We start from the raw sequence: 23,178 nt of genomic DNA on the forward strand, positions 1-23,178 counted from the left end.
GACCGTCATTTGGCGAGGCTTAGCCCGCCTCGCCGACCTCGTCGAAGGAGCATGTCTCGCAAACCCGCCCCCGGACACTTGTGGGTAACTGCAAGGGAAAACGGATGCTTACGGTGATCCCTGAAGGGCGGCATATCATGGCGGTGTTCACGCGCCGTCGATCCTCTGCCGAGAAAGGAATATGCCTCGCGTCAGAGACTACCATCACCAAGCGGCCAGTTCCATCCGGATTTTCTTCGGACCCGCTGAGCGATGTCATCCGAGAGTCAAGCCTCCATCCCGACGACGCAGCGTGGGACTTGCTCCAAAGTGGCATTCAGGGCCAAGCGCTTGATCTGCTTGCGGATGACCAGCTGGCCGGAGCGGTCGAACCCGACCAGGTGAAACGTGTCCTTCCCGATGTCGATCCCGACAACGGCAAGGTCCTCGATGCTTCCTGTCTTCTTTGCACACATGGCTGCTTCTCCTTGTTGCGCGGTTGATCCCGGTTAAGGATAACCCAACGGTGGGGGAAGCAGCCGGAACATCCCATTATGTATGGTGATGCGACCGGATCGGAGGTGATGCAGCGCATCGCCGCCCCCATGATCGGCGGTATGGCCACGGCGACGCTGCTGACGCTGTTCGTCATTCCCGCGATCTTCGTCATCTGGAAGCGTCTGGCCCTCACCAGGATCGACCGGCAGGAGCTTCAGCCCGTCCGCACGTTCACCACCCCGCAGCCCGGCGAATGACCGGCCCGCGAGTCCCGCGCTCAATAATGGAGGATCCCATGCGCAAACTCATCCTGCCCCTGACCGTTGCAACTCTCACCGCGCCTGCCGCGCTCGCACAGAGCGACATGAGCGGCCACGACATGACCATGGGCGATCACGCCACGAGGGCCGAGGGTTTTATGCCGAGGCCACACTCAACAGCCTGTCGGACGGCGTGGCCAATGTCAGCCACGGCCCGATTCCCGATATCGGCTGGCCCGCCATGACGATGGACATGACCCTGCTCGACGGTGCCGAGATCGATGGCGTCGAGCCCGGCGACGAGGTGATGATGATGATCGAGAAAGGCCCTGACGGCATGTACGCCATTCGCGCGCTGATGCCGAAGGAATAGCTCGGAAGACGACCTCTCCGCGCGGCACTTCGGCGCCGGGCGGAGAGGGAACGCGACCCGATCTACAAGCGGTCTTTCGTTTGACCCAAGAATGCTTAACTCGCGATGAGTTGCGGTCGGCCAAGACAGCACGCTCATGTGACCACGAACAGCTGACCCACCGGCATGAAGGAGCCGCCCCATGGCCAAGCACGCCCATCACGACCACGACATCGCCCCCGATGCAAAGACCGCGACCGACCCGGTCTGCGGCATGCAGGTCGAGATCCGGCAGGGCGCGCGATCGAGCGACTACGACGGCCAGACCTATCATTTCTGCTCTGACGGCTGTCAGGAGAGATTCGACGCCGATCCTTATTTCTATACATCCGTCAACGCCGAAAAGGCCGGCCAGCGCGGCCAGCCCGGGGCGCAATACACCTGTCCGATGCACCCCGAGATCGTCCGCGACGAACCAGGCTCCTGCCCCAAATGCGGCATGGCGTTGGAGCCGATGGTGCCGTCGGACGAGCCGAACCAGGAACTGACGGATTTTACCCGCCGCATGTGGATCAGTGCGGCTGCGGCCGTCCCGCTGATGATCATCACCATGGGCGAGCTTGTCGGGCTCGACGTGCGGGGTTGGCTGGGGCACCAGCTTTCGGTCTATGTCGAATTCGTGCTCGCCACGCCGATCGTTCTCTGGGCGGCGCAGCCCTTTTTCCGGCGCGGCATCGACTCGATCCGCAACGTCTCGCCCAACATGTGGACGCTGATCGCGCTCGGCGTGGGTGCCGCCTATCTCTATTCGCTGGTGGCGACCTTCGCGCCGGGGGTCTTTCCGGACCAATACCGGATGGGCGCGGGCGTCGGCACCTATTACGAGGCCGCGGTGGTGATCATCACGCTGGTCTTCGTCGGTCAGGTGCTGGAGTTGCGCGCACGCGAGCGCACCGGCGACGCGATCCGCGCGCTTCTCGATCTCGCGCCCAAGACCGCGCGCCGCATCCTGCCCGACGGATCGGAATACGACGCCCCGCTCGAGAACATCGTCGAGGGCGATATGCTGCGCGTGCGCCCCGGCGACAGCGTGCCGGTCGACGGCGAGGTGGTCGAGGGCCGGTCGTCGCTGGACGAGAGCATGATCACCGGCGAGCCGGTGCCGATCGAGAAGGTCGAGGGCGACCGGGTGACCGGCGGCACGATCAACAAGAACGGCACGCTGGCGGTTCGCGCGACCGAAGTGGGGGCCGACACGGTCCTTTCGCAGATCGTCGACATGGTGGCGGGTGCGCGCCTGTCGCGCGCGCCGATACAGGGGCTGGCCGACCGCGTGGCGGCTGTCTTCGTGCCGAGCGTTGTCGCCGTGGCGATCGTCGCGTTCTTCTCGTGGCTGATGGTCGGCCCCGATCCGGCGCTGGCCTTCGCCATCGCCGCGTCCGTGTCGGTCCTGATCATCGCCTGCCCCTGCGCCCTGGGGCTTGCCACGCCGATCTCGATCACCACCGCCGTGGGCCGCGGCGCGCAGGCGGGCGTGCTGATCAAGGATGCCGAGGCGCTGGAACGCATGGCCCGCGTCGACACCGTGATCGTGGACAAGACCGGCACGCTCACGGAAGGCAAGCCGCGGCTCACCGATGTCGTGGCCGAGGACGGGCATGACGAGGATGAGGTCCTGCGCCTCGCCGCAGCGCTGGAGAAATGGTCCGAGCATCCACTGGCCGAGGCGATCATCGCCGGGGCGACGGATCGCAATCTCACCCCCGAAAGTGCCGAGGATTTCGAAGCGGTGACCGGCAAAGGCGTGCGCGGCACCATGAACGGGCGCAAGGTCGCGCTCGGCAATGCCGCGATGATGGACGAGCTCGGTGTCGCAACCGACAGCTCCGACGACGCGGCCGATGCGCTCCGGCTCGAAGGCAAGACCGCGATGTATGTCGCCGTGGACGGATCGCTTGCCGGCATCGTCGCCGTTGCGGACCCGATCAAGGACAGCACCGAAGGTGCCATCCGCGAGTTGCACGCGCTTGGTCTGACCATCATCATGGCGACGGGCGACAACCGGCGCACCGCCGAGGCGGTCGCGCGCAAGCTTGGCATCGACGAGGTCCGCGCCGGCGTTCTGCCCGAGGACAAGCAGAAACTGGTCGAGGAGCTGCGCGCGAAGGGCGCTTCGGTGGCGATGGCCGGCGACGGGGTCAACGACGCGCCGGCCCTCGCCGCCGCCGATGTCGGCATCGCCATGAGCACCGGGGCCGATGTCGCGGTGGAAAGCGCCGGGATCACCCTGCTCAGGGGCGATCTCGTGGGCCTCGTACGGGCGCGCAAGCTTGCCACGGCGACGCTGCGCAACATCCGGCAGAACCTGTTCTTCGCCTTCGCCTACAATGCCGCCGGCGTGCCGATCGCCGCCGGCATCCTCTACCCGGTCTTCGGGACCCTGCTGTCGCCGATGATCGCGGCCGCCGCGATGAGCCTGTCATCGGTCTCCGTGATCTCCAACGCCCTGCGGCTGCGCCGTGTGAAACTGTGATGCAGACCCGNCTTCGGGACCCTGCTGTCGCCGATGATCGCGGCCGCCGCGATGAGCCTGTCATCGGTCTCCGTGATCTCCAACGCCCTGCGGCTGCGCCGTGTGAAACTGTGATGCAGACCCGGATGCTAGGCAGAGCACTCAGGGGGTTCTTGCTGTCGCGGGATAACATCAAGTGGCGGGGCATGAACATCGACCTATCGCCCGTGGACTGCCCGGGCACGTTGACAACCGAGCCGGCGCCGGTCCCGGACCGTGGATCACAGGCCCCGAGGGGCGCCATGGCGGATCAGAGGAGATCAGGCGACGACGGTGAGTGGAGCCGGGCTTGTCTCGGCGGCAGGCCCCTCCCATGGGCACGCAAGCTTGTTGGCGCCGTTTGTGGCAGAGCGCTTGCACCCGTAATTGCATAGTTACGTGCGGCACGACCTGTGCAAGTCGGTTGCTCGAAGTGGGATGGGTCGTTCAAAGCCCAATAGACACTCCGGCGTGTCTGAAATCGTCGAACCTGTGCAAAACGCGGGAATTCTCGTACAGAAATGTCCCGTCGCCGACAGCATGCATCTGCACCAGCAGATCCGACAACAGGTGGTGGTCCCGCGAACCCGCACTATAGGAATTTTCACGTATCGCCATGTCGATCTTGGCGTATAAAGCACCCGTGAACCGATAATGCTGGAAAGGCAACAGAATCCGGTGATTGCCGTCTAAGGACGTCCTGTGCGAATCTTTGAAATAGGCGCCGTCGGGCCACTTTGCCATCAACGGCTTGTAAATGTTATTGTATGGTGGAATTCTGGTGCCAAACCGGCTGTGTTTCATCCGTTTCCACCAAATCTCGTATCTGGATCTGGGCGTCTCCTGTCTCTGGTAAGGCCGTGCAATACCGTAGGCATTGTACAGCCGCGCACGGGCACCGGGGTGGAGGATCTTGGGAAATTTACCGACACGCAATTTCACATGAGGTTCGGCATCGAAATACCAATTCGCGGCCAGATCAATCTCGCGTTGATCGGACATTGCTGCGAGGTCGGACAATGTCTCGGGATAGACATCCAACATCAGGCCATAGGCAAGATTGCTTCCGTCTCGGTCCAGCATACCGGCAATGTCCTGAAACGTCTTGCCCGCAGGAAGATGAATGAATTCGTCAAGGTCAGTCTGCACAGCCCAACGATTTTTCGCAAAGCGGGCGTAGAAGATCGTCCGCCAGATATGCAGGATGCGGCCACTCAGCATCTTGTCTACCATGCTTTTGGGCAGATCGACCTGGTCGCCGTAACGATACTTGCTTTCGAAAAGTACGACATCCGGCTGCGATAAAAGATATTCTCTGGTCCCGTCCGTGGAACGGTCGTTCAGGATTGCGAATTGTTCGATGCCCAGTTTCCGGTAGTGCTCCAAGAATGCGGGTAAGAAATACATCTCGTTGCGACCAATGGCACAAAGCGTCATTGCCTCGGGATGCGGTTGGCGTGACGAGACGACTTCGAGATCGTCAAATGCGGTGAAAGGATGCGTCATGAAACACTTAAATAACAGTTGTCCAAAGCGCCAGTTTGCCCGGTTTGAGTATCATTTCGGATGTTCAAGTGTTTCAAGAGGACTCTCTTTTATCGAGTTTGGATTCGGAGATTGTGTTTGAACTGCCGCTTGAGGTCTCGTCTCAGAATCCTGAAGCCGATTGCAAGATACTCCATATAACTCAAATTATGGCGGTATAATCGTACGAACCGAAGGCGCCCAATGATATTAGTACTAAGTCTGGAGCCTTGATGATCACGGAGCACCGCAATCGCCATTGGAGACGCGGATATTCGTTCATCAAAAAGCATGAGTTCTATCGCCAGGGCCTTGTCTTCTGACGTGCGAAGCGTTTCATTAAAGCCGCCAGCGCGCCAAAATAAAGTCTTTTCGATCAACAGGTTTGAGCCGTATGTTCCCGGGTTCCGGTGTAACAATACTGAAATTTGCAAATTGTCAGGATCAAGAGATTTGTAGAGTTCAAGGTTTCCGTTCCGGTGAATATCCAAGCGCCCGTAAACACAACGCGTCCTGACCGCTTGCAAAACAGCCGTAGCCTCGCGCAGGTAATTCGTATCCCACCAGTCGTCGTCGTCCAGAAAGGCGAGGTGCGTGCCCTTGGCCATAGCCGCGCCGAAGTTCCGCGCGCGCGACGGACCCACTCGAGGCGGTAGCCTGTAGAGCGTAACACCTTGGGGCAGGCTTGCAGGATCGGCATTGTGCGTGCCATTGTCGACCACAATAACTTCAAGAGGGGTGAGGCTTTGCGCCAGAACCGAGCGAATGGCCGTACATACGAATTCTGAAGGTCGGTCACAAGTGGGGATGATGACGGAGATCTGCGTCACGATACCAGCTTTCTGATTGCGGACTGGAAAGCGATGATCTGATTGCTTTTCGCAATTTCTATATTCTTGCGGATCTGAGCAGCATACGTATCGTCAAGCGCATTGCCAAGGTACTCGTTTGCAACGCGATGAGTTGAAAAAATAAGTTGAGGATTGTCGCTGAACGCGTAGAGACCCTGCGCCATGAAGGCGTGAAATAGAAACTCCTTCTTCTTGTCGCCCAGAGTTGTGAATTGATGTCGGGCACCTTCTCCGACGCAAATAACGGGAACCCCCTCTCGCATCGCATTGATAGCACAATGATACGTGTCAGTGACAATCAATCGACAGCGCCTCAACTCCTCGAGTTTTTCGTAAAAAAGCGACGCATCGCCGCCTGATGATTTCCAGCCGATATCGTACAACGGAAGGCTTGCTGCACGAGACAGCGCTTTGGTAAAGCGATGGACAGGCCATTTGCGGAGCAGCCGGCTTTTAGGCCCTGCAGTTCTGCCAAAGCTGAAACCGATTCGATCGGCTGAGCCGACGGTCGCGGATTGCGTTGCCAAGAAAAACGCCGCATCGACGCCGCATGATACGTCAGTTGGATTGCCTCGGAAAATCTGCGCGATAGCAGCGCTCATGGGGTCACGTGGAATGATCGCCGCAGCTTGACTGTAGAGTCTTGTTGCCGTTTCCCTATACCGAGTCGACATTTGGCAAGCTGCGTTCGGCAATAAGTTTGAACTGACAATCAGCACCTTCTTCAAAATAGAGTCTGGACATTCCTCAAGAAGCAATCCTTTTAAATATATATCAATGGCTTTAGTTTCGGTGATTTTGAGCTTTGACACGAGGTGTTTTAGAACGTCATCCACGTAAACCGAGGACGTCGTGAAGTCACCCCAGATCACAATAATATCAGAATCAGATAGTTGACGCTCCGGAGAGTGTAGAAATTCATAATGCAAGCATCGGGAGCTTCCACAATCAATCGTGATAGCTTCTTCTATGTTGAAATATGAAACCTCAAAGTGATCACCCAAGGCGGCGTGGCAAAAGTTCTCGAACGCGAGATCGACACTGAGCATCCCGTAATTCATCTTCCGCGGAAACGCACATATGCAAGCTATTTTCATGGCCCTCTCGTTCCGCGCGTCGCTTTTTCGGCGGTAGTTGTCACATCCCGTAAAGTAGTATGGCTGTTTCTCGAACAGTTCCGGCTCTAGTTTGCGCTAGCCTTAATGTCTTGTTGTTTAAAGAAAAGATGGTGAGCCGTGCAGGATTCGAACCTGCGACCCACTGATTAAAAGTCAGTTGCTCTACCAACTGAGCTAACGGCCCATCTCTCGTTTCGGGCAACCCGTCGGGCCACCCGTCACCGCCTTAAACCGATCTCTCCCGAAGGATCAAGCGGTAATGTCCGGCGGCCTGCGTTCGAAAACGCGCGTCCTCCCACGTCGTGACGGGACGCCTCACAGGGTGCGTTCCTAGAAACACCGCCGCGAGGGGTCAACCCCGAAAGTGACGCGATTGCGTGGGACCGTATGGATTCATCCTGACAGTGCCGTTATATGCGTCGGGATGACAGATATGCGCGACACTGGATTGCCCTTCATGAAGATGCACGGCCTCGGCAATGATTTCGTCGTGCTGGATGCGCGAGCGCACGCGATCGATCTGTCGCCGGCGCTGGTCGCGGCCATCGCGGACCGGCACCGGGGCATCGGCTTCGATCAGCTGGCGTTGATCGAGGCCGGACCGGGCGACGCGCATCTGGTGTTCCATAACGCCGACGGCTCTGTCTCTGCGGCCTGCGGCAACGCGACGCGCTGCATCGCGAGGCATCTCATGGACGAAAGCGGCGCGTCCAAGCTGGAGCTGACCACCGCGCGCGGCCGTCTGCATGCGGTTGATGCCGGTGACGGGCGGGTCGCGGTCAATATGGGGCAGCCGCAGCTTGCCTGGGACGAGGTGCCGCTATCGGAGGCCATGGAGACGCTGGAACTGCCGATCGAGGGCGGCCCGGCCGCCACCGGCATGGGCAATCCGCATTGCACCTTTTTAGTCGCCGATGCCGACACCGTGCCGCTCGACAGTTTTGGGCCGCGCTACGAGCATCACCCGCTTTACCCCGAGCGCACCAATGTGCAGGTGGCAAGCCTCGTCGCCCCCGATCACCTGCGCGTGCGGGTGTGGGAGCGGGGTGTGGGCATCACGCTGGCCTCGGGCTCGTCTTCCTGCGCGGCCGCCGTCGCCGCGGTTCGGCGGGGGCTGACCGGGCACAGGGTGCGGGTCGATCTCGATGGCGGGACGCTCGACATCGACTGGCGCGCCGACGGGGTCTGGATGACCGGCGAGACGGCGCATGTCGCGACCGGGGTGCTAACCCCCGAATTTCTTGCGAGGATTCCATGACGGCGCCGCGTTTCACCACGCTCGGATGTCGGCTCAACGCCTACGAGACCGAGGCGATGAAGGATCTCGCCGGGCAGGCGGGGCTGGGCGACGCGCTCGTGGTCAATACCTGCGCGGTGACCGCCGAGGCCGTGCGCAAGGCCAAACAGGAGGTGCGGCGCCTGCGCCGCGAGAACCCGGACGCACGGCTGATCGTCACCGGCTGCGCGGCACAGACCGAACCCGGCACCTTCGCCGCGATGCCCGAGGTGGACGTCGTCATCGGCAATACCGAGAAGATGAAGCCCGACACCTGGGGCCGGTTGGCCGCGGATTTCATCGGCGCGTCCGAGCGGGTGCAGGTCGACGACATCATGAGCGTGACCGAGACCGCCGGCCACCTGATCGACGGGTTCGGAACGCGCAGCCGCGCCTATGTGCAGATCCAGAACGGCTGCGACCATCGCTGTACCTTCTGCATCATCCCCTACGGCCGCGGCAATTCGCGCAGCGTTCCTGCGGGCCTCGTGGTCGACCAGATCAAGCGGCTGGTCGATGCCGGCTATAACGAGATTGTGCTGACAGGCGTTGACCTTACGAGCTGGGGGGGCGACCTGCCGGCGGCGCCGCGGCTGGGGGATCTGGTGATGCGCATCCTCAAGCTGGTGCCCGATCTGCCGCGACTGCGGATCAGTTCGATCGATTCGATCGAGGTGGACGACGCCCTCATGCAGGCCATCGCGACCGAGCCGCGGCTGATGCCGCACCTGCATCTCAGCCTTCAGCACGGCGACGACCTGATCCTTAAGCGGATGAAGCGTCGCCATCTGCGCGATGACGCGATCCGGTTCTGCGAAGATGCGTTGCGCCTGCGCCCTGACATGACCTTCGGCGCCGACATCATCGCCGGTTTCCCGACCGAGACCGAGGCGCAGTTTGTCAACTCTTTGAAATTGCTAGAAGAGTGCCACCTGACATGGCTGCATGTCTTTCCCTACTCGGCCCGGCCTGGCACGCCCGCCGCGCGGATGCCGCAGGTGAACGGGCGCGTGATAAAGGAGCGCGCGGCACGTCTGCGCGCGGCGGGGGCGGCGCGGGTCACCGCTCATCTTGCGGAACAACAGGGCCGCGCCCACAATATCCTGATGGAACACCCGCGCATGGGCCGGACCGAGCAATTCACCGAAGCGCGCTTCGACAGCGACCGCCCCGAGGGCGCGATCGTGACCGCCACGGTGACCGGCCATACCGGCACGCAACTGACCGCGGCCTGAGCCCGGCCTGAGGCCTGCGTACAGCGTGTACGCTTTACACCCCCGTTGCGTACGCATAGCGTCGCCCTGCAACAGCCGAGGATCTCGCCATGCAGCTCATCGCGTCACCGCAATCCCCGTTCGTGCGCAAGGTGCGCGTCCTGATGATCGAGGCGGGGCTCGAGGATCAGATCGAGGTGGTCAACGTGACCACCACCCCGCTCGAGACCGATCCGCAGGCGGCCGCGGCCAACCCGCTTGGCAAGATCCCGGCGCTCGTCCGCCCCGAGGGCACAACGCTTTACGACAGCCGGGTCATCACCCGGTATCTCGACACGCTGGCATATCGCAGCGTCTATCCGCCCGCGCGGCTTTGGGAGGTGCTGACGCTCGAGGCCACCGCCGAGGGGATCATGGAGGCCGCCGTCCTGATGGTCTACGAGGGCAAGTTCCGCCCCGAGGAGATGCAATACGGCCCGTGGATCGAGGCGCAATGGGCCAAGATCGAACGCGGGCTCGACGCCATGGAGGCCCGCTGGATGAGCCACCTCGCCGGCCCGCTCGACATGAGCCACATCGCCACCGGCTGTGTGCTGGGCTATCTCGACCTGCGCCACGACGCGCGCAGCTGGCGCAAGGGGCGGCCGGCGCTGGAGGCATGGTACGCGGAATTCGCAGGGCGCGACAGCATGACGCGGACCGCCCCTTAGGCCGGGCCTTGCGCCCGGCATGTGAAAAAACCTGATCCGATGCTCAATTCGGGCAGTATAAAGCGCGACACAAGCGCGCTCTGCCCCGATCTCGGGGTATTGTGGGCTGGACGGCTTGGGCTAGCCCCGCTAGATAACGCGTTAGAATAAATCCAGCCAAGCTGTAGTCCGATCTTCGCGACGCTGCAGCGACGGCTCTGACAGATGGAGTTTACCTCGTGTCCCATACCGACGATCACGACGGCACCCGTAGGGATTTCCTGTACTTCGCCACCGCCGGGGCAGGGGCCGTTACTGCAGGCGCGGCGATCTGGCCGCTGATCAACCAGATGAACCCCTCAGCGGATGTGCAGGCCCTGTCCACCATCCGCGTCGATATCGGCGGTGTCCAGACGGGCCAGCAGATCAGCGTCAACTTCCTTGGCAAGCCGGTCTTCATCCGCCGGCGCACGGAAGCCGAGATCGAGGAAGCGCGCGGCGTCTCTCTGGACGCCCTGCCGGACCCGCTGGCGCGCAACGCCAACCTTGCCGATGACGCCCCCGCGACCGACGAGAACCGGACGCTGGACGAGAACGGTGAGTGGCTGGTCGAGCAGGGTGTCTGCACGCATCTCGGCTGCGTCCCGATCGGGGACGGGGCCGGCGATTACAACGGCTGGTTCTGCCCGTGCCACGGATCGCATTACGACAGCGCCGGGCGCATCCGCAAGGGACCGGCGCCCGAGAACCTTCCGGTGCCGATGGCCGAATTCGTCGACGATACGACGATCAAACTGGGATAAGGAGAGGCGCACATGTCCGGTATTCCGCACGATCATTACGAGCCGACAACGAGCGGTCAGAAATGGCTGCATTCGCGGCTGCCCATCGTCGGGCTCCTGTATGACACGATCATGATCCCGACGCCCAAGAACCTCAACTTCATGTGGATCTGGGGCATCGTCCTGACCTTCTGCCTTGCGTTGCAGATCATCACCGGCATTGTCCTGGTGATGCATTACGTGCCGCATGTCGACATGGCCTTCGGGTCGGTCGAGCACATCATGCGCAACGTGAATGGCGGGCACTTCATCCGGTACCTGCACATGAACGGCGCCTCGCTGTTCTTCGTCGCCGTCTACCTGCACATCTTCCGCGGCCTCTATTACGGGTCCTACAAGGCCCCGCGCGAGGTGACGTGGATCATCGGCATGCTGATCTATCTCGCGATGATGGCGACCGCGTTCATGGGCTACGTGCTGCCCTGGGGGCAGATGTCGTTCTGGGGCGCCACGGTGATCACCGGGCTGTTCGGCGCGATCCCGTTCATCGGCGAGCCAATCCAGACCTGGCTGCTGGGCGGTCCGGCCGTGGGCAACGCGACGCTGACGCGGTTCTTCTCGCTGCACTACCTGCTGCCCTTCGTGATCGCCGCCCTCGTGGCGCTGCACATCTGGGCATTCCACACCACCGGCAACAACAACCCCACCGGGGTCGAGGTGCGCCGCACCTCGAAGGCCGACGCGGAAAAGGACACGCTGCCGTTCTGGCCCTATTTCGTGATCAAGGACCTCTTCGCGCTGGCCGTGATCATGGTCGTCTTCTTCGCGATCGTCGGGTTCATGCCCAACTATCTCGGCCATCCCGACAACTACATCGAGGCCAACCCGCTGGTGACGCCGACGCACATCGTGCCGGAATGGTACTTCCTGCCGTTCTACGCGATCCTGCGCGCCTTTACCTCGGATGTCTGGGTGGTGATGTTCGCAAGCTGGATCACCGGCGGGATCATCGACGCCAAGTTCTTCGGGGTGCTGGCGATGTTCGGGTCGATCGCGGTCATGGCGCTTGCACCCTGGCTTGACACCTCGTCGGTCCGCTCGGGCCGGTACCGGCCGATGTTCAAGTGGTGGTTCGCGCTGCTCTGCGTCGATTTCGTGGTGCTGATGTGGGCCGGGGCGATGCCCGCCGAGCCTCCCTATTCGACGATCTCGCTGATCGGGTCGGCCTACTGGTTCGCCTACTTCCTGGTGATCCTGCCGCTGCTCGGCGTGATCGAGAAACCCGAGGCGGCCCCGGCCACCATCGAACAGGACTTCGATGCGCATTACGGCCCGTCTCAGGCCCCCGCCGAATAAGAAAGGACGAAAGACAATGTTCAAGACATCAGGCATTGCGGCCGTCACGGCGCTGGCCCTGTCCACCGGGGGGGCGTGGGCTGCCGCTGGCGAGACGCATATCGAGGATGCGCAGTTCTCGTTCGAAGGTCCCTTCGGGGCCTTCGACCAGGTGCAGCTTCAGCGCGGGTTGAAGGTCTACACGCAGGTCTGTTCGGCCTGTCACGGCCTTCAATACGTGCCGCTGCGCACCCTGGCGGCCGAGGGCGGGCCCAACTTGCCCGAGGACCAGATGCGTGCCTACGCCTCGCAATACGAGGTCTATGACGAGGAGATCGACGATTACCGCGAGGCCAAGCCCACGGATGATTTCCCGATGTCGCAACTGGAAAACGCGCCCGACCTGTCGCTGATGGCGAAGAAGCGGGCCGGCTTCCACGGGCCTTACGGCACCGGCATCTCGCAGCTGATCAACGGGATCGGCGGACCGGAATACATCTATTCGCTGTTGGTGGGTTACGAGGAGCCGCCGGCCTGTGCCCCCGACGACTTCGAGGGTAGCTACAATGTCGCGTTCGGCGCCGGCGGTGTCCCGGATGAATGCAAGGATGATCACGGCAATCCCACCATTCCCGGAAGCTGGATCAACATGGGGCAGCCGCTCTGGGGCGATGATGTCGAGTTCAACGACGGCACCGAGGCCACCATCGAACAGCAGGCCGAGGACGTGGCCGCCTTCCTGATGTGGACGGCCGAGCCCAAGATGATGGCGCGCAAGAACGCGGGCCTGACGGGTGTGATCTTTCTGACCGTGCTGTCGGTGCTGCTGTACCTGACGAACAAGCGCATCTGGGCCCCGGTCAAGGGCAAGAAGAACGGCTGACACGCCGCGCGTGATCAGAAAAACCCCCGCTGGCCTTGCCCGCGGGGGTTTTTCGTGGCCGGCTTGAACCGGCGGGCCGCGCGCTTATGTTGCGGGAAACTTTGGACAAGGGGACAGGCGATGCGTGTCAATGCCGATTTTTCGCAACGGGTGGTCATCCGCCCCGAGGATTACGAATGGGTGCAGTCCCCGGCTGGCGGGGTGGACCGCATGATGCTCGACCGGGTGGGCGACGAGGTGGCGCGCGCGACCACCATCGTGCGCTTCGCGCCCGATTCGTGGTTCGACGCCCACACCCATGGCGGCGGCGAGGAATACCTCGTGCTCGACGGGGTGTTTTCCGACGAATCGGGCGATTACCCGGCCGGAACCTATGTCCGAAATCCGATTGGCACACGCCACAAGCCGCACACGAAGGACGGCTGCACGATCCTCGTGAAGCTGCACCAGTTCGACCCGTCGGATACCGATCACTTCCATGTCGACACCAACCGGGCGGAATTTCAGCCCGGCCCGGCAGAGGGCGTCGAGATCTTGCCATTGCACAGCGCGGTCAACGAGACCGTGCGCCTTGTCAGGATGGCGCCCGGTACGCGGCTCGAGGCGCACCGCCATGCGGGCGGCAAAGAGATCTTCGTGCTGAGCGGCACCTACCAGGACGAGCACGGCGATTACCCGGCGGGCACGTGGATCAGATCCCCGGACCGGTCGGAGCATACGCCGTTCTCGGACGAGGGCTGTGTCATCTACGTGAAGACCGGGCATCTGCCGGCGCAGGCGGGCTAGCGCGGCCGCGGATTGGTCGCCGCGTTATAGGGCTGCCAATCGGTGACATGCGGGTAGTGACGGCGGCGCCATGCGCGCACCCGCGGGTTCATCACCCGGCGCCACAGCGGCGGCACCATCGCCGCGAGCGTCATTAGCGGATAGCCATGGGGCAGTTGCGGCGCCTCGGCTTCGTCATGCGTCTGCAGCAGCGGAAAGCGCCGGTCGGGCTTGTAGTGATGGTCCGAGTGGCGCTGCAGGTTGATCAGCAGCCAGTTCGACGCCCTGTGCGCGGCGTTCCAGCTATGCCGCGGTTTCACATGCTCGTACTTGCCGGCACCGAGATGTTCGCGCGTCAGCCCGTAATGTTCGATATAGTTTACCAGTTCCAGCTGCCAGATCGCGACGACGGCTTGCCACGCGAACAGCGCCAGCCCGGTCCAGCCCCCGACCAGACCGGCCAGCCCCAGCATCACCGCCTGTAGCGCCCAGTAGCGGAAGAACGGGTTCGACGGGTCGTACCAGGGTCGTCCCTTGCGCGCGAGCATCGCCTTTTCTGCGCCGAAGGCCGACAGAAGCGAGGCTTTCAGCACCCGCGGAAAGAACCGGTGAAACCCCTCGTTGTAACGCGCGGTCACCGGGTCGCGCGGTGTGCCGACATGGCGGTGATGCACCTGCAGGTGTTCCGACCGGAAATGCGAATAGAGCACCATCGCCAGCAGCAGGTCGCCAAGGAACCGCTCGGCCCGGTTGCGCTGGTGCATCAATTCGTGGCTGTAATTGATGCCCACGGTGCCGGTGATCGCCCCCAGCCCGAAGAACAACAGAATCGTTTCCAGCGGCGACAGATGCGCGTCACCCGGCCCCGTCACGTACCAGATCATCCAGTAGAGCAGCCCGAACTGCACCGGCACCCAGATCAGCGTGATCGCGCGGTACCATGTCAGCCGGTCCTCGGGCGTCTCGGGATCGGCATTCTCGGTGTAAAGCCCGAGGATCGCGTCGAGAATGGAAAACAGGTACCATGTCACGACCGGCACGAGGATCACCGTCCAGCCGCCGACCAGCGCGCCCGCCACGGCGACCGGCACCAGCAGAAGCGACAGCCAGAAGGGCAGGGCGCGGTGAAGCCGGGCGACGCGGGCGGCGGGGATCATGATCTGTCCTCGGGTGAATATTCGGATGCCGGCGCAGTTTCGAACGCGCCTTGGGCAAGGTCAAACACCTTCCGCATCAGCGTCGGCAGATGCGCGGGGCGAAAATCGTCGCGCGCGCGGAACGCGCCGGTTGCGGGCGTGGATCCTGTCGGCACCTCGGCCACCAGGACACGCAGCCGCAGGTGGAAATGCGTGAAAGTGTGGCGCGCCTCGGCGTCGATCATCTGCCAGTCCGCTTGTAGCGGAGGCGCGTGGTCGGGATCGTCGTCCCACGCGCTGCCGGGCCATCCCAGCATGCCGCCGAGAAGGCCGTGCGCGGGCCGGTCCTCGAGCAGGTAGGCACCATCGCTGCGGCGCGCGACATAAGCATAGCCAAGCCGCACGGGCTTGGCCTTTTTCGGGGCCTTGCGCGGCAGGTCGGCGGCGGTTCCGGCGGCGCGCGCCTCACAAGCCTGCATCCACGGGCAGATCCCGCAGGCGGGCGCGCGCGGCGTGCAGATCGTCGCGCCGAGATCCATCACCGCCTGTGCGTAATCGCCGGGCCGGTCGTCGGGCGTCAGCCCGGCCGCGGCGCGGGTCAGTTCGGGTTTGGCAGCCGGCAGCGGGGTGTGGATGTCGAACAGGCGCGCCATCACCCGCTCGACATTGCCGTCGACGACCGTTTCGGGCCGGTCGAACGCGATGGCGGCGATCGCGGCGGCGGTATAGGGCCCGATACCGGGCAGGCGCATCAGCCCCTCGCGGCTCTGCGGGAAGACGCCGTCATGCTCGGAGGCGACCACGCGCGCGCATTTCAGCAGGTTGCGCGCGCGGGCATAATATCCAAGGCCCGCCCATTCGCCCATCACATCCGCATCCGGGGCCGCCGCGAGATCGCCGACCGTGGGCCAGAGGGTCGTGAACCGCTCGAAATAGCTGCGCACGGCGGCGACGGTGGTCTGTTGCAGCATCACCTCGCTCAGCCAGACGCGGTAGGGGTCGGGGCGCGTGCCGGCCGCGCGGGCGTCCGGGCCGACGCGCCACGGCAGGGCGCGCGCATGGCTGTCATACCAGCGCAGGAGGTCGTCGGCATCGGCACGATAACGCATAGTTTATGGTCCACGCTCAATCTGGTCTGGCATCCGCCGTCACATGCCATAAGTTAGGCGTCATTGGGAGGGTGCCAAGCATGGCCAACCGACATACGACGACATACGGGTTCAAGCGGACCTCGGCGCTGCTGCAATCCAGTGTGCGCCGCGCCTCGGAAAGCCGAGGTTTCGCACAGTCGCGCCTGCTGACGCACTGGCCCGAGATCGCCGGGGAAGAGATCGCGGCGATCGCGCGCCCGGTCGAGGTGTCCTACGCGCGGCAGGGTATGGGCGCGACGCTGACCCTGCTGACCACCGGCGCCCAGGCGCCGATGCTGGAGATGCAGAAGGAAAAGCTGCGCGAGAAGGTCAATGCCGTCTACGGCTACAATGCCATCGCGCGCATCCGGATCACCCAGACCGCCGCGACCGGGTTCGCCGAGGGGCAGGTGAATTTCGACCACCGCCGCGCGCCAAAGCCGAGGACCCCTGCGGCCCCCGCGCCCGAAACGACGCGCGAGGCGGCCGAGATGACGGCCCCCGTAGCCGATGACGGCCTGCGCCAGGCGCTGGAATCGCTGGCGCGCAACGTATTGACCAAGACGCGACGCTGATGGTCCGAAACTGAAAAGGTGAGATGATGAAACGACTGATCGCAACCGCCGCACTTGCCCTTGCCGTGCTGACGGGACCCGTGCAGGCGCAGGACGCGCCGGACACCTCGCAGATCACGGAAATGACGATGGGCCCCGAGGACGCGCCGGTGACGCTGATCGAATACGCGTCCTTCACCTGCCCGCATTGCGCAAGCTTTCACGCCGGGCCGTTCAAGCAACTCAAGGCCGATTACATCGAGGATGGCCAGCTGCATTTCATCTATCGCGACGTCTATTTCGACCGGTTCGGTCTCTGGGCGTCGATGGTCGCACGCTGTGGTGGCGAAGAGAAGTTCTTCGGGATCGCCGACATGATCTACGACCAGCAGCGCGACTGGACCCAGGGCGAGCCGGCCGAGATCGCCGGCAACCTGCGCCGCATCGGCAAGGTGGCGGGGCTGGAGCCCGACACGCTGGAGGCCTGCCTGAACGACCAGGACAAGGCGCAGGCCCTCGTCGCCTGGTATCAGCAGAATGCCGAGGCGGATAACGTGACGTCCACGCCGACGCTGATCATCAACGGCGAGAAACACTCGAACATGGCCTACGACGATCTGAAGGCGATCATCGACGATAAGCTGGCCGAGTGAGTTCGCGCCGGCGGTGCCGGTGTCACAGCCCGACCCGGTCGAGCGCCGCATCGAGCGGCGCGGGATCCTCGAGTTGTAGCCTCACGGGCAGGGTCAGCACGTTGCGCCGGAAGGCGGGCGGCAGGCGGACGGCATCCTTTTCGGTGGTCACCAGTTGCGCGCCCAAGAGCTTCGCCTCGCGGTCGAGGCGTGTCATCAGCGCGACCGTCAGGGGTTGATGTTCCTCCAATGCCTCGGCGCGGACAAGATCGGTGCCGAGGCCGCGCAGGATGCCGAAGAACATTTGCGGATGGGCGATGCCGGCAAAGGCGAGGACGCGCGCGCCGCGCCAGTCCATTCCGGTCTGCAACGCCTCCATACGCGCGCGTATCTTCGGGATGTCGATCACGTGACGCCATGCACGGTCGAAGGCTTTTTGTGCGGCGGGCGGTCCGATGGAGACCAGCAGGTCTGCCCGCGCCAAAGCGGTCCCCACGGGTTCGTATAACGGGCCGGCGGGCAGGCTGCGACCATTGCCGAAGCCGGTCACGGCATCGGCCACGATCAACGTCAAGTCCTTGACGATATAGGGATCCTGGACTCCGTCCGCCATCAGGATGCAGTCGGTGCCTTGCGGTGAGCCCTCTGCGGCCCTGACGATGGCGCGTGCGCCGGCGGCGCGGTGCCGCGCCGCCCATGTCGGCGCGAAGGCGGCGGTCAGCAGTGCCGCGTCACCGACATCCTCTGCCGTATGGTGTTGGGGATCGACCGCCACGGGGCCGCGCTGCCCGGGCATCAGGATCGTCGGCCGCCGCCCGCGCGCCTGCAGATGCAGGGCGAGCGTCTGTACCGTCGATGTCGTGTCGGACCCGACGGCGTCGAGGGTGCCCACGCAGATCACCGGCAGCGGCGCGCGCCAGCCGCCCGGTCGCGCCATGCGGTGCGCCATGCGCCGCGCCTGAAGCCAGCCGAGAGGCGCCAGCAGCCGCGCCCGAAGACCGGGCGCATCGGGGGGCGTGAACCAGAAACCCGGCGGTCTCACCGCGCGGCCGCCTGCCGGTCGAGCCGGTCCAGAAGCATGTCGACGATGCGGTCGGTGACAGCCGCGCCTTTCGAGGCGACATTCCAGGCGGCCTGCGCCATCAGCGCGGAACGGTCGGGCGGCATGAGGGCCTGCACGGCCTCGAACAGCGTCTCGGCATCCTCGACGCGCCGTGCCGCGTCGGCCCTGGCGTAGCGGGCGTAACGGTCGCGGTAGCGCGCGACATGCGGCCCGTGGATGATCGCCGAGCCATGGGCGGCCGGCTCGTTCGGATCGCGCCCCGAATATCCCGGCATCAGCGACGAGCCCATGAACGCCACCGGGGCCAGCCGGTACCACAGCCCCATCTCGCCGGGCGCATCGGCCAGCACCACCTGCGTCGCCTCGCCCGGCATCTCGCCTTGGGACCAGCGCACATGGCGCCAGCCGGCCGCGGAGAGGTGCCGCGCGAAGGTGTCGGCCTCGGCCATGTCGTCGGGCACGAGGATCAGCAGCGACCGGTGCGCCACGCGGCCGAGGTTTTCATGCGCGTCGAGCACGGTGTACAGCTCGGCGGCCTGCACCATGGCGGCCAGCCAGACCGGGCGCCCGCGCAGGATGCGGGCCATTTCCTCGCGGTCGGACATGTCATGCGGCAGCGTCAGCGCCTCGGCCAGGAAGGGCCCGGTGGTGCGCAGGCTGGCATTCGGCGCGCCAAGCCGGCGCAGCAGCCGCGCGGCGCTGTCGCTTCTGGCGTGGATCTCGGCGAAGCGGCCCAGCACGGCGCGGGGCAGGTCGGGCGCCCATCGCCACGTCGTCCGGTCGAGCCGCGCCTCGTCGGCATCGACGAGGTAGAGCGGGATGTCGCGCTCTGCGGCATGGATCAGAAGCGCAGGTTTCAGATCGCCGCCCGTCCACAGGCAGATATCCGGGCGCCAATGATCCAGAAAGACGTCTGCCGCGGGCCCGGTATCGTCGGGCGCCTCCTGCCAGATCACCGCGCCGCGGGGGTCGAGCCGTTGCGGCGCGGGCCCGGGACCGGTCAGGATCATGTGGAGGCTTGCGCGATGTTGCACCAGCCGCTTGCTGAGGTCGATCAGAGTGTCGGCCCGCTCGGGGTCGATCGCATGCGCCCAGATCAGCGGGCCGTCGGGCCGCGGCGTCTCCGGTGGCGGCGGGGCCGGCCCGGCGCGGCGCGCGAATGCCATGTAGGCCGCAAGGCTGAGAGACCGGGTCACGGCCGGTCAGGCCCGGTATCGCGCGGGCGGCGTCATGCGCTGGATCATGTGAAGGGCTCGCGTCTGGATGCGCGCACCCTACCTCTCTGCCGGCCCGCGTCAAGTTCGCAGGCCGTGTCTTGACCCGGGCGACCGGGCAGGGCAACCACGCATCAGCCCATGGAGGTTGCCGAATGCCCACCCCCAAGCCGTTCCTGATCCTGCAACTGCGCCCCGAGGACGAGGCCGCCGATGACGAGTTCGCCGCGATCCTGCGCAAGGGTGGGCTGCGCGCGGCACAGACCCGCCGCATCCGCCTCGATCAGCAGGGCCTGCCGGAGGGGCTGGACCTTGGCGATGTGGCGGGCGTGATCGTCGGCGGCGGCCCCGGCTGTGTCAGCGACGCCCCGAGTGACAAGACCCCGCAAGAGGCGCGGATCGAGGCGGAGGTTCTTTCGCTGATGCCGCGGATTGCCACGGACGACGTGCCGTTCCTGGGGTGCTGTTACGGGATCGGGATCCTCGGCAAGCATCTGGGTGGCGATGTCGCCAAGCGCGCCTTTGGCGAACCCGTGGGCACCGCGGATTGCACGCTGACCGAGGCCGGTGCGGGCGATCCCCTTTTGATCGATGTGCCGCGCGACTTCGCCGCCTTCGTCGGGCACAAGGAGGCGTTGCAGGCGCTGCCGGCGGGCTGCGTTCACCTCGTCGCCTCGCCCAGCTGCCCCTACCAGATGGTGCGCTACGGGCGGAACGTCTATGCCACGCAGTTCCACCCCGAGGCCGACGCGGCGGGGTTCGAGACGCGCATCCGCATCTACCGCCATCGCGGGTACTTTCCGCCCGAGACCGCCGACGATCTGATCGCCATGTGCCGGGCCGCGGATGTGCACGCCCCCGAGCGGATCCTGCGCAACTTCGTGGCGCGTTACGGGACCTGACCCGATCGCCGGAAGATCGCCATCTGGCTGGCCCCGCCAAGTGCGGGATGTGTTCCGGCCACGTCGCGCCGCGTCACGCTGTAGCCGTTGCGCGCCGCCACGCCGTCGGCCCAGTGCCCGAAGCGCTCGCGCGACCATTCGAAATGGTGACCCGGATGCCGGAACCGGTGCGGCGGCACGCCGAGCACGGGGTTGTAGTCGGCATTCGGCGTGGTGACGATGATATGCTGCGGCCGCATGTCGGCGAAGAGCGCGCGTTCCAGCCGGTTGAGATCGGCGTGGGGCAGATGCTCTATCGTCTCGACAAGGGTTGCGCAGTCGTAGCCGCGAAGGCTGCGATGCGCGGCGGTCATCGAGGCGTTTGCGATCTGCACCCGCGCGCGGGCGTCGGCAGGCAGATCCGCCAGCCGTGCCTGCAGGCGGCGCAACGACTCCAGATCGGTATCGATCCCGGTGATCCGGGTGCAAGAGGCACGCGTCGCAAGCCGCAGGATCAGGTCGCCGCTGCCGCAGCCGAGATCGAGGACCGTGCGCGCGCCGGTTTCGTCGATCGCGCGGAGCACCGCCACCAGCCGGTCCTCTTGGAGCGCGGTGGTCATGGCGGGGGCACCTGCATCAGGGCCACGTCCTTGCGCGGGATGGTGCAGGACCAGCCGCGCGTGGCGGCCACGTGTCCCAGCGTTTCGGCGCGGTAGAACACCACATGCGTGGGATCCTTGCGGTAGTGCCAGTCCGCGAACCGCGCGTCATCGGTCTGGAAGCAGGTCATCACCGCCAGCCACCCGCCGGGGCGCAGCAAACCGCCAAGCCGGTCGAACTCCTCGGCGGGCCGGTGGAAATGCTCGACGACCTCGGTGCAGGTGACGAAATCGTGGCGATTGCACAGGGCGCTTTTGTCGGGCCGGTAGAAAGGGTCGTAGAGCGCCATCTCGTGCCCGGCCTCGCGCAGCATCGCCGCCAGCGCCGGCCCGGGCCCGCAGCCGTAATCGAGGCCCTGCGCCCCCGGCGAAAGATGCGGGCGCAGCGCATCGGTGAGCCGGGACAGGAAGCGCCGGTAGCCGGGGTCGCCCACATGGTTCTCGTGCCGGTCGTATTCGGCCTTTTCCGCCGACGCGCTTGGATGATGCGCGGGGTTCAGCCCGCGCGCGCCGCACGTGTCGCAGCGCCAGTAGCCAAGCCCGTCGAAAACGCCGAAGGCTGCTGGAGACGGGCCCCGGCAGACCGGGCAGTCGGGGGGAAGGTCAGAGGCCATGCGCCGCAATACCCCTGCAAGCCACACGGGATCAAGCCGGGATGGCATGGACAGCCCCGCCGCGATTGCCTAAGCCACCGGCACGGCAATTGTCACGAGGCGGACCAGCATGGCCAGGCGCAAACCCTTCGAGATCGGCGGCACCGCGGTGGCCCCGGGCACGCGCGCGCGGGTCGATATCCCGGTCAGCACGCTGTCCAATCACACGCCGGTGCACCTGTCGGTCGAGGTGGTGCACGGCAAGCGCCCGGGTCCGGTCCTGTTCGTCTCGGCGGCGGTGCATGGCGACGAGGTGATCGGGGTCGAGATCGTGCGGCGGCTGTTGCGGTCGGGCGCGCTCAAGACCATGGCGGGGACGCTGCTTGCGGTGCCGATCGTCAACACCTTCGGGTTTCTCAACCATTCGCGCTACCTGCCGGACCGGCGCGATCTCAACCGGGTGTTCCCGGGGCTGAGCGCGGGGTCCATGGCCTCGCAACTGGCGCATATCTTCATGCAGGAGATCGTGCTGCGCGCCGATGTCGGGGTGGATCTGCATTCGGCGGCGATCAATCGCACCAACCTGCCGCAGATCCGGCTGACCCCCGACAATGCGCGCCTCGAAGAGCTGGGGCTGGCCTTCGGCGCCCCGGTGATGATGGACTCGAAGCTGCGCGAGGGATCCTTGCGCATGGCGGCCGAGGCGGCGGGGATCGACGTGCTGCTTTACGAGGCGGGCGAGGGCCTGCGCTTTGACGAGTTCGCGGCGCGCGCGGGGGTGTCTGGCCTGCTGCGGGTGATGCGGCACATGCGGATGATCGGCAGCAAGGGCGTGCCGCGCAACAAGGGCAAACCGGTGCGGGCGCGCAGTTCCACATGGTACCGCGCGCCGCGCGGCGGGCTTTTTCGCGGCTACATCGCGGTCGGCGACGCGGTGCAGCCGGGCACGGTGCTGGGCGCTGTCGCGAATGCCTTCGGCGATGTCGAAAGCGAGGTTCTGGCCGAGCAGAGCGGGATCGTCATCGGGCGCACCAACATGCCGGTGGTCTACGAGGGCGACGCGCTGTTCCACGTGGCCGAGACCAGCCGCGCCGAAGCCGCCGCCGAGGGCATCAGCGCGCATCTCGAGGCGTCGCCGCTGGATGACGAGGACGAGATCATCTGACATCGCGCGGGTGCCGGCACGGCGCATGGCGGCGAGTTGGGGCTTGCCGCCGCGGGGATCCTCGGACACGCTGG

At 64.7% G+C, this 23,178-nt stretch carries 23 protein-coding genes, 1 tRNA gene and 1 pseudogene; 14 read left to right on the forward strand and 11 right to left on the reverse strand.

The annotated features are described in order from the left end of the window. Nucleotides 1-269 precede the first annotated feature (269 nt). Nucleotides 270-455: pseudogene (locus V8324_RS22360) on the reverse strand (IS110 family transposase); the annotation flags it as partial. A gap of 78 nt (nt 456-533) precedes the next feature. Here V8324_RS22360 and V8324_RS09480 point away from each other — a divergent pair. From V8324_RS09480 to V8324_RS09490, 3 genes are all read left to right on the forward strand, one after another. Next, nucleotides 534-734 (forward strand): efflux RND transporter permease subunit, encoded by a 201-nt coding sequence (locus V8324_RS09480; RefSeq protein WP_336419693.1) that lies wholly within the window; start codon nt 534-536, stop codon nt 732-734. A gap of 196 nt (nt 735-930) precedes the next feature. Next, nucleotides 931-1,110 carry a copper-binding protein gene (locus tag V8324_RS09485; RefSeq protein ID WP_336419694.1) on the forward strand — a complete coding sequence of 60 codons (180 nt, stop codon included), beginning with the start codon at nt 931-933 and terminating at the stop codon, nt 1,108-1,110. A gap of 181 nt (nt 1,111-1,291) precedes the next feature. Next, nucleotides 1,292-3,622 (forward strand): heavy metal translocating P-type ATPase, encoded by a 2,331-nt coding sequence (locus tag V8324_RS09490; RefSeq protein WP_336419695.1) that lies wholly within the window; start codon nt 1,292-1,294, stop codon nt 3,620-3,622. Nucleotides 3,623-4,087: 465 nt separating this feature from the next. On the opposite strand, the gene V8324_RS09495 is transcribed toward V8324_RS09490, so the two are convergent. The 4 genes from V8324_RS09495 to V8324_RS09510 all read right to left on the reverse strand — a co-directional run bounded on the left by V8324_RS09495 (nt 4,088) and on the right by V8324_RS09510 (nt 7,317). Then, nucleotides 4,088-5,146: a glycosyltransferase family 2 protein gene (locus tag V8324_RS09495; RefSeq protein WP_336419696.1), complete on the reverse strand. Its 1,059-nt coding sequence runs from the start codon at nt 5,144-5,146 to the stop codon at nt 4,088-4,090. Between the two features lie 89 nt (nt 5,147-5,235). Beyond that, on the reverse strand, nt 5,236-5,994 hold the full coding sequence (locus tag V8324_RS09500) for a glycosyltransferase family 2 protein (RefSeq protein ID WP_336419697.1): 759 nt from the start codon (nt 5,992-5,994) through the stop codon (nt 5,236-5,238). Further along, nucleotides 5,991-7,064 carry a polysaccharide pyruvyl transferase family protein gene (locus V8324_RS09505; protein WP_336419698.1) on the reverse strand — a complete coding sequence of 358 codons (1,074 nt, stop codon included), beginning with the start codon at nt 7,062-7,064 and terminating at the stop codon, nt 5,991-5,993. The genes V8324_RS09500 and V8324_RS09505 overlap by 4 nt, the downstream gene beginning before the upstream one ends. Nucleotides 7,065-7,241: 177 nt before the next feature. Beyond that, nucleotides 7,242-7,317: transfer RNA gene (locus V8324_RS09510), tRNA-Lys, on the reverse strand. 240 nt (nt 7,318-7,557) lie between these two features. Between V8324_RS09510 and dapF the strand changes: the two genes are divergently transcribed. From dapF to V8324_RS09545, 7 genes are all read left to right on the forward strand, one after another. After that, on the forward strand, nt 7,558-8,391 hold the full coding sequence (gene dapF / locus V8324_RS09515) for a diaminopimelate epimerase (protein WP_336419699.1): 834 nt from the start codon (nt 7,558-7,560) through the stop codon (nt 8,389-8,391). After that, nucleotides 8,388-9,644 carry a tRNA (N(6)-L-threonylcarbamoyladenosine(37)-C(2))-methylthiotransferase MtaB gene (gene mtaB, locus V8324_RS09520; RefSeq protein ID WP_336419700.1) on the forward strand — a complete coding sequence of 419 codons (1,257 nt, stop codon included), beginning with the start codon at nt 8,388-8,390 and terminating at the stop codon, nt 9,642-9,644. The genes dapF and mtaB overlap by 4 nt, the downstream gene beginning before the upstream one ends. An 89-nt stretch (nt 9,645-9,733) precedes the next feature. Then, nucleotides 9,734-10,333: a glutathione S-transferase gene (locus tag V8324_RS09525; RefSeq protein ID WP_336419701.1), complete on the forward strand. Its 600-nt coding sequence runs from the start codon at nt 9,734-9,736 to the stop codon at nt 10,331-10,333. A gap of 218 nt (nt 10,334-10,551) precedes the next feature. Then, nucleotides 10,552-11,115, forward strand: coding sequence for a ubiquinol-cytochrome c reductase iron-sulfur subunit (petA, locus tag V8324_RS09530; RefSeq protein ID WP_336419702.1), 564 nt, complete (start codon nt 10,552-10,554; stop codon nt 11,113-11,115). Between the two features lie 12 nt (nt 11,116-11,127). Next, a complete protein-coding gene (petB, locus tag V8324_RS09535) occupies nt 11,128-12,450 on the forward strand; it encodes a cytochrome b (protein ID WP_336419703.1) in 1,323 nt (440 codons plus the stop codon). Nucleotides 12,451-12,466: 16 nt separating this feature from the next. Then, a complete protein-coding gene (locus V8324_RS09540; protein WP_336419704.1) occupies nt 12,467-13,312 on the forward strand; it encodes a cytochrome c1 in 846 nt (281 codons plus the stop codon). Between the two features lie 120 nt (nt 13,313-13,432). Continuing rightward, on the forward strand, nt 13,433-14,098 hold the full coding sequence (locus V8324_RS09545; RefSeq protein WP_336419705.1) for a cupin domain-containing protein: 666 nt from the start codon (nt 13,433-13,435) through the stop codon (nt 14,096-14,098). Here V8324_RS09545 and V8324_RS09550 read toward each other — a convergent pair. After that, complete coding sequence (locus V8324_RS09550; protein ID WP_336419706.1) at nt 14,095-15,234, reverse strand: alkane 1-monooxygenase; 1,140 nt, start codon at nt 15,232-15,234, stop codon at nt 14,095-14,097. The genes V8324_RS09545 and V8324_RS09550 overlap by 4 nt on opposite strands. Further along, on the reverse strand, nt 15,231-16,322 hold the full coding sequence (gene mutY, locus V8324_RS09555) for an A/G-specific adenine glycosylase (RefSeq protein ID WP_336419707.1): 1,092 nt from the start codon (nt 16,320-16,322) through the stop codon (nt 15,231-15,233). The genes V8324_RS09550 and mutY overlap by 4 nt, the downstream gene beginning before the upstream one ends. Before the next feature lie 80 nt (nt 16,323-16,402). Here mutY and V8324_RS09560 point away from each other — a divergent pair, with 80 nt between their 5' ends. Together V8324_RS09560 and V8324_RS09565 are read left to right on the forward strand one after the other, a co-directional pair. Next, nucleotides 16,403-16,918 (forward strand): DUF721 domain-containing protein, encoded by a 516-nt coding sequence (locus V8324_RS09560; RefSeq protein WP_336419708.1) that lies wholly within the window; start codon nt 16,403-16,405, stop codon nt 16,916-16,918. A 26-nt stretch (nt 16,919-16,944) separates the two neighbouring features. Next, nucleotides 16,945-17,550, forward strand: a complete 606-nt coding sequence (locus tag V8324_RS09565; RefSeq protein WP_336419709.1) for a DsbA family protein — start codon at nt 16,945-16,947, stop codon at nt 17,548-17,550. Between the two features lie 22 nt (nt 17,551-17,572). On the opposite strand, the gene lpxK is transcribed toward V8324_RS09565, so the two are convergent. Then, nucleotides 17,573-18,571 carry a tetraacyldisaccharide 4'-kinase gene (gene lpxK, locus V8324_RS09570; protein ID WP_336419710.1) on the reverse strand — a complete coding sequence of 333 codons (999 nt, stop codon included), beginning with the start codon at nt 18,569-18,571 and terminating at the stop codon, nt 17,573-17,575. Continuing rightward, nucleotides 18,568-19,788 carry a 3-deoxy-D-manno-octulosonic acid transferase gene (locus V8324_RS09575; protein ID WP_336419711.1) on the reverse strand — a complete coding sequence of 407 codons (1,221 nt, stop codon included), beginning with the start codon at nt 19,786-19,788 and terminating at the stop codon, nt 18,568-18,570. Before V8324_RS09575 ends, lpxK begins: the two co-directional genes overlap by 4 nt. A gap of 173 nt (nt 19,789-19,961) precedes the next feature. Here V8324_RS09575 and V8324_RS09580 point away from each other — a divergent pair, with 173 nt between their 5' ends. After that, complete coding sequence (locus V8324_RS09580) at nt 19,962-20,708, forward strand: glutamine amidotransferase (protein ID WP_336419712.1); 747 nt, start codon at nt 19,962-19,964, stop codon at nt 20,706-20,708. Here V8324_RS09580 and V8324_RS09585 read toward each other — a convergent pair. Then, the gene (locus V8324_RS09585) at nt 20,696-21,307 is read right to left on the reverse strand and encodes a methyltransferase domain-containing protein (RefSeq protein WP_336419713.1); all 612 of its coding nucleotides are present in this window, start codon (nt 21,305-21,307) and stop codon (nt 20,696-20,698) included. The two genes, V8324_RS09580 and V8324_RS09585, sit on opposite strands and share 13 nt — an antisense overlap. Then, nucleotides 21,304-21,960: a class I SAM-dependent methyltransferase gene (locus tag V8324_RS09590; protein ID WP_336419714.1), complete on the reverse strand. Its 657-nt coding sequence runs from the start codon at nt 21,958-21,960 to the stop codon at nt 21,304-21,306. Before V8324_RS09590 ends, V8324_RS09585 begins: the two co-directional genes overlap by 4 nt. Nucleotides 21,961-22,069: 109 nt before the next feature. On the opposite strand from V8324_RS09590, the gene V8324_RS09595 reads away from it, so the two are divergent. Then, complete coding sequence (locus V8324_RS09595; RefSeq protein WP_336419715.1) at nt 22,070-23,104, forward strand: succinylglutamate desuccinylase/aspartoacylase family protein; 1,035 nt, start codon at nt 22,070-22,072, stop codon at nt 23,102-23,104. The last annotated feature ends 74 nt before the right edge of the window (nt 23,105-23,178 follow it).

This window comes from Roseovarius sp. D22-M7 (genome assembly GCF_037083785.1).
Classification (GTDB): domain Bacteria; phylum Pseudomonadota; class Alphaproteobacteria; order Rhodobacterales; family Rhodobacteraceae; genus Roseovarius.

Excerpts from the sequence above, each read along its gene's own strand:
- V8324_RS09480 (WP_336419693.1), top strand. The coding sequence starts at position 534 with ATGTATGGTGATGCGACCGGATCGGAGGTGATGCAGCGCATCGCCGCC.
- V8324_RS09490 (WP_336419695.1), top strand. The coding sequence starts at position 1,292 with ATGGCCAAGCACGCCCATCACGACCACGACATCGCCCCCGATGCAAAG.
- V8324_RS09495 (WP_336419696.1), bottom strand. The coding sequence starts at position 5,146 with ATGACGCATCCTTTCACCGCATTTGACGATCTCGAAGTCGTCTCGTCA.
- V8324_RS09505 (WP_336419698.1), bottom strand. The coding sequence starts at position 7,064 with ATGCTCAGTGTCGATCTCGCGTTCGAGAACTTTTGCCACGCCGCCTTG.
- dapF (WP_336419699.1), top strand. The coding sequence starts at position 7,558 with ATGACAGATATGCGCGACACTGGATTGCCCTTCATGAAGATGCACGGC.
- mtaB (WP_336419700.1), top strand. The coding sequence starts at position 8,388 with ATGACGGCGCCGCGTTTCACCACGCTCGGATGTCGGCTCAACGCCTAC.
- V8324_RS09525 (WP_336419701.1), top strand. The coding sequence starts at position 9,734 with ATGCAGCTCATCGCGTCACCGCAATCCCCGTTCGTGCGCAAGGTGCGC.
- petB (WP_336419703.1), top strand. The coding sequence starts at position 11,128 with ATGTCCGGTATTCCGCACGATCATTACGAGCCGACAACGAGCGGTCAG.
- V8324_RS09540 (WP_336419704.1), top strand. The coding sequence starts at position 12,467 with ATGTTCAAGACATCAGGCATTGCGGCCGTCACGGCGCTGGCCCTGTCC.
- V8324_RS09545 (WP_336419705.1), top strand. The coding sequence starts at position 13,433 with ATGCGTGTCAATGCCGATTTTTCGCAACGGGTGGTCATCCGCCCCGAG.
- V8324_RS09550 (WP_336419706.1), bottom strand. The coding sequence starts at position 15,234 with ATGATCCCCGCCGCCCGCGTCGCCCGGCTTCACCGCGCCCTGCCCTTC.
- mutY (WP_336419707.1), bottom strand. The coding sequence starts at position 16,322 with ATGCGTTATCGTGCCGATGCCGACGACCTCCTGCGCTGGTATGACAGC.
- V8324_RS09560 (WP_336419708.1), top strand. The coding sequence starts at position 16,403 with ATGGCCAACCGACATACGACGACATACGGGTTCAAGCGGACCTCGGCG.
- V8324_RS09565 (WP_336419709.1), top strand. The coding sequence starts at position 16,945 with ATGAAACGACTGATCGCAACCGCCGCACTTGCCCTTGCCGTGCTGACG.
- V8324_RS09580 (WP_336419712.1), top strand. The coding sequence starts at position 19,962 with ATGCCCACCCCCAAGCCGTTCCTGATCCTGCAACTGCGCCCCGAGGAC.
- V8324_RS09585 (WP_336419713.1), bottom strand. The coding sequence starts at position 21,307 with ATGACCACCGCGCTCCAAGAGGACCGGCTGGTGGCGGTGCTCCGCGCG.
- V8324_RS09590 (WP_336419714.1), bottom strand. The coding sequence starts at position 21,960 with ATGGCCTCTGACCTTCCCCCCGACTGCCCGGTCTGCCGGGGCCCGTCT.
- V8324_RS09595 (WP_336419715.1), top strand. The coding sequence starts at position 22,070 with ATGGCCAGGCGCAAACCCTTCGAGATCGGCGGCACCGCGGTGGCCCCG.